General features: G+C 71.4%; 2 protein-coding genes and 1 tRNA gene. 2 read left to right on the forward strand and 1 reads right to left on the reverse strand.

What is annotated here, in order from left to right; all coding sequences use genetic code 11:
- Positions 1 to 212 precede the first annotated feature (212 nt).
- Positions 213 to 285: transfer RNA gene (locus tag IH00_RS0120740), tRNA-Thr, on the forward strand.
- Between the two features lie 76 nt (positions 286 to 361).
- Here the strand turns inward: IH00_RS0120740 and IH00_RS0120745 are convergent.
- Complete coding sequence (locus IH00_RS0120745; protein ID WP_039947265.1) at positions 362 to 3,013, reverse strand: SpoIIE family protein phosphatase; 2,652 nt, start codon at positions 3,011 to 3,013, stop codon at positions 362 to 364.
- Positions 3,014 to 3,442: 429 nt separating this feature from the next.
- Here IH00_RS0120745 and IH00_RS44175 point away from each other — a divergent pair.
- A partial coding sequence (locus IH00_RS44175) for a HAMP domain-containing protein (RefSeq protein ID WP_234334915.1) occupies positions 3,443 to 5,198 on the forward strand: 1,756 nt, incomplete at its 3' end.

Here is a 5,198-nt window from a genome sequence, read left to right on the forward strand (position 1 = left end):
TGGGAAAGCCCCGCACCGTATGGTGCGGGGCTTTTCCGCGTTTTAGGCCCAGGTCTCGGGCGGAGACTCTTTTCGGCTCTGGGCAGGTGAGAGGGCGTCAGGATGCGGGAACCCGTGCGGTGTTGCCGGAGTGGGAGCCGGTTAGGCGAATCCGTTCGTTCGGGGTATGCTCTATCCCGTTGCCGCGAGGGAAACCTCGAAGCGACAAGCCGGCCCCTATAGCTCAGTCGGCAGAGCGTCTCCATGGTAAGGAGAAGGTCAACGGTTCGATTCCGTTTGGGGGCTCTGGAACGAAAGAGGACCCCCGCCCAAGTGGCGGGGGTCCTCTTCGCGTTGGCGGCAGGGGCGACGGCCCTGTCCGTCAGTCGGTGTGCGGCTCCGGGACACGCATCGCCAGGATCGCCATGTCGTCGGACGGCGGCTCGGCTGCGAAACGTTCGACCGCGCGCATCACGCGGGCGGTGACCGCGCCGGCCGTCAGGCCCGTACACGTGGTGAGGACGTCCATCAGGCCGTCGTCGCCGAGCATGCGGGAGCCCTCGCGGCGTTCGGTGACGCCGTCGGTGACGCACAGCAGGACGTCGCCCGGATCCAGGGTGACGGTCTCCTCGTACAGTTCCAGGTCGTCCATGACGCCGAGGAGCGGCTGCGGTTCGGCGGCCGGCTCGACCGTGCCGTCCTGCCGCAGGCGCAGCGGGAGCGGGTGGCCGGCGCAGACGACCTTGAGGAGGGCGCTGCCGTCCTCCTGGGGCCACAACTCGCCGTAGAGCAGGGTGAGGAAGCGGGAGCGGGCGCCCTCGTCGAGGATCGCGGCGTTCAGGCGCTCCAGGACCGCGGGGCCGCCGAAGCCCTCACGGGCCAGCAGGCGCAGGGCGTGGCGGGCGAGGCCGGTGACGGCCGCGGCTTCCGGACCCGTACCGCAGACGTCGCCGATGGCGAAGCCGTACGCGTTGTCGCGGATCGGGAAGAGGTCGTAGAAGTCGCCGCCGACCTCGTTGCCTTCGCCGGCCGCGCGGTAGATGACGTCGACCTCGACGCCCGGCACCTGCGGGAGGCCCGGAGGCAGCAGGCTGCGCTGGAGCGACTGGCTGATGGCCGTGCGCTCGGAGTACAGGCGTGCGTTGTCGAGGGCGAGGGCGGCCCGGCGGGAGAGGTCCTCGGCGAGCTCCAGGATCTCCTGGCGGAAGTGGTCGTCGGACGGCTTGCCCAGCGTCAGCATGCCGATGACGCGGTTACGGGCGACCAGCGGCAGGACGACCGTCTCGCCGCCGACCGCGCTGGCCGTCGCCAGGGTCGTACCGATGCCGGACGACAGCGGGCTGGAGCCGTACCCCAGCTCGCGCATGGAGGTGCGCAGGGCGGCCTGGTGGGCGGCGTCGGAAGGGGCGGTCCAGACGCGGGCCCCGGGGGAGGGGACCGGCTCCGGCGGCGGGATCTTGGACAGGAGGGCCTTGAGGCCGTCGATGCGGTCCTCGTCCTCGTGGAGGACGTAGGAGAGGTACGGGTCGGAGGACTGGTCGGCGATCGTGTAGACGGCGCACCAGGTGGCCAGCGTCGGCACCGTCATCTGGGCCATGAGGGCCAGGGTCTGGTCCCGGTCCAGGGTGCCGGCCAGCAGGTCGGAGGCCTCGACGAGGAAGCTGAGGGAGCCGCGGCGGAGACGCTCGAGTTCGCCCAGACGCGCCGACTCCACGGCGAGGGCGATGCGGTCCGCGGCGAACTGGAGGCGCAGGGCTTCCTCGTTCGAGTACCGCCCGGAGGCCTCCGCGGCGACGCCCAGCGAGCCCGTGAGGCGTCCCTCGACCTTGAGGGGGACGGTGACGACCGAGCGCATGCCGGTGCCGTTGAGGAGCGGTACGGCGCCGGGGACGGCCGCGAGGTCCTCGTGGACGGCGGGCATGCGGGCGGAGGAGTAGCGGCTGGTGCCGGACTCGACGGGCACGCGGGCGAAGCGCTGGCGGGCCGAGGGGAGCCCGGTCGTGGCGCGGACCTCCAGCTCGGTCTCGTCGTCCGTGGCCAGCAGGAGGAAGGCGGCGTCGCCGTCGAGCATGTCGCGGGCGCGCTCGACGGTCCGCTGCAGCAGGCCGTCGAGGTCGTCAGGGGCGGGGGAGCCGATGAAGACCTCGAAGGGGTCGGAGCTGCGGCCCTCGGAGCCCGAGTCGGTCACGGGGGTGCGGGGCGGGGACTGGAGGACGGCGCGCTCGTAGTCGCGGACGAGGAGGCAGACGGTGGACGGTTCGCCGTGGGTGTCGCGGACGCGCAGGTGGGAGGCGTAGACGGGGATGACGCGGCCGTCGGCGCAGCGGATGCCGTAACTGCCCTCCCAGCGGGAGAGCCGCAGGGCCTCGGCGAGGCCGGTGCCGATGCCGGGGGTGTGGGGCCAGGCGGCGAAGTCACCGAGCGGTTTGCCGACGACCTGGTCGGCGGCGTACCCGAAGAGGCGCTCGGCGTCCTCGTTCCAGGCGGTGATGGTGCCGTTGCGGTCGATCTGGGCGACGGCGACGCGGACGCGTTCGTCGGCCACGGGGAGGAGGTCGTCGGGGAGCGCGGGGCCGGCGGAGCGGGTGCCGACGGGGCGTTCGGGGAGGTCGAGCTGGAACCAGACCTGTTTGCGGGTGGGGGAGTACTCCACGCCCCAGCGGGAGGCCAGGGCGGCGCACAGCAGCAGTCCGCGGCCGTTCTCGCGCTCCGGGTGCACCTCGGTGCGGCCGGAGCCCTGGAGGGGCACCTCGCGCTCCGGGTAGCGGTCGGCGACCTCGACGCGTACGCCGTGCTCGGTGCGCAGGCACAGGACGTCGGCGGCGGTGCCGGCGTGGATCACCGCATTGGTGACCAGTTCGCTGGTGAGGACGACGGCGTCGTCGACGACATCGCCGTAACCCCAGCCCTGGAGGGTGTCCCGGACGAAGGCCCGGGCGGTCGCCACGGACCGCCCCACGGGCTCGAAGGTGGCGGCCGCCCGAGCGGTGATCACAGAACTCCTCGTACGCGTTTCGACGCCCGGCTCTGCCATGGTCGGCCCTGCCCCTCCCCGGTGCCCGGTGGTCGCGCTCCGCCGCACCGCCCCCAGCCGGGCGGACCGGGGCGGTTGGACAGCCGGATGCCAGGTTACTTACCTTCGCTGTCCGGGCGGGTGGTGGTCACCACCGTTTCCGTCCCCCGAGGGTGGGGACGTTATGCGAAGCTGCCGAACTGTTATGGCCTCGATCGCTCGTGGTGAAACACTGGGAGGGCTTCCGGCTGCGGTCCGGGCATTCCCTGCCCGAGCAGCCACGAGCGATGCCCGAGCAGTACGGTCAACCCCTGCGGGAGGGACACGGTGGAGTCTGGCGTGACGGCGCGGAGCGGAAGCACGCGCGCGAAGGGCGGGCGGTCCCGGAGCGGTGGGACGGTCGAGGTGGATGCCGCTGCCCTGGAGCGGCTGCTGACCGCCCTGGCGTCGATGCGGGACGGCAACTTCCGCAAACGCCTGACCGTGACCGGTGACGGTGTGATGGCGGAGATCGCCGCCGTCTTCAACGAGGTCGCCGACCGCAAGCTGCACCTGACCGGTGAGCTGCAGCGGGTCCGGCGGATGGTCGGGCGCGAGGGCAAGCTGTCGGAGCGGCTGGAGGTCGGGGCCAGCGAGGGCGCCTGGGCGCAGGCCATCGAGGCGGCGAACGCCCTGGTCGACGATCTGACGCGGCCCGTGTCGGAGGTCGGGCGGGTGCTGTCCGCGGTCGCGGAGGGTGACCTGGAGCAGCGGATGGAGCTGCGCTCGGAGAGCCTCGACGGGACGGTGCGGCCGTTGCGCGGGGAGTTCCTCAAGGTCGCCCGTACCGTCAACAACCTGGTCGACCAGCTCTCGGCGTTCACCGACGAGGTGACCCGGGTGGCGCTGGAGGTCGGCACCGAGGGCAAGCTCGGCGGGCAGGCGCAGGTGCGCGGCATGTCCGGTTCCTGGAAGGATCTCCAGGATTCGGTGAACACCATGGCGTACCGGCTGACGGCTCAGGTGCGGGACATCGCTCTCGTGACGACGGCGGTCGCCAAGGGCGATCTGTCGCGGAAGGTCACCGTGCACGTGGCCGGTGAGATGCTCCAGCTGAAGAACACCGTGAACACGATGGTGGACCAGCTGTCGTCCTTCTCCTCCGAGGTCACGCGGGTGGCCCGCGAGGTGGGTACGGAGGGCGAGCTGGGCGGTCAGGCCGAGGTGCCGGGCGTGGCGGGGGTGTGGAAGGACCTCACCGACTCCGTCAACACGATGGCGGGCAACCTGACGTCCCAGGTGCGGGGCATCGCCGAGGTGACGACGGCGGTCGCCAACGGCGACCTGTCGCAGAAGGTGACCGTCAGTGCGCGGGGCGAGGTGGCGCAGCTCGCCGACACGATCAATCAGATGACCGAGACGCTGCGGACGTTCGCCGACGAGGTGACGCGCGTGGCGAGCGAGGTCGGTGCCGAGGGCCTCCTCGGCGGGCAGGCGCAGGTGCCGGGCGCGGCCGGCACGTGGAAGGACCTGACGGACTCGGTCAACACCGTGTTCCGGAACCTGACCACTCAGGTGAGGGACATCGCGCAGGTGACGACGGCGGTGGCGAACGGTGACCTGTCGCAGAAGGTCACGGTCGACGTGGCCGGGGAAATGCTGGAGTTGAAGAACACCGTCAACACGATGGTGGACCAGCTGTCGGCGTTCGGTTCCGAAGTGACGCGGGTGGCCCGCGAGGTGGGTGTCGAGGGCCGGCTGGGCGGCCAGGCGCATGTGCCGGGCGCCGCGGGGACGTGGAAGGACCTGACCGACTCGGTCAACACGGCGTTCCGCAACCTCACCGGTCAGGTGCGGGACATCGCGCAGGTGACGACGGCGGTGGCGAACGGTGATCTGACGCAGAAGGTCACCGTCGACGTCGCGGGCGAGATGCTGGAGCTGAAGAACACGGTCAACACGATGGTCGCGCAGCTGTCGTCGTTCGCCGACCAGGTGACGCGGATGGCGCGGGACGTGGGCACGGAGGGCCGGCTGGGTGGTCAGGCGCGCGTCGACGGCGTCTCGGGCACGTGGAAGGAGCTCACGGACTCCGTCAACTTCATGGCCGGGAACCTGACGTCCCAGGTGCGGCAGATCGCGCAGGTGACGACGGCCGTGGCGCGCGGTGACCTGTCGCAGAAGATCGACGTGGACGCGCGGGGCGAGATCCTGGAGCTGAAGAACA

Source organism: Streptomyces sp. NRRL S-118 (assembly GCF_000716335.1).
Classification (GTDB): Bacteria; Actinomycetota; Actinomycetes; order Streptomycetales; family Streptomycetaceae; genus Streptomyces.

Excerpts from the sequence above, each read along its gene's own strand:
- IH00_RS0120745 (WP_039947265.1), bottom strand. The coding sequence starts at position 3,013 with ATGGCAGAGCCGGGCGTCGAAACGCGTACGAGGAGTTCTGTGATCACC.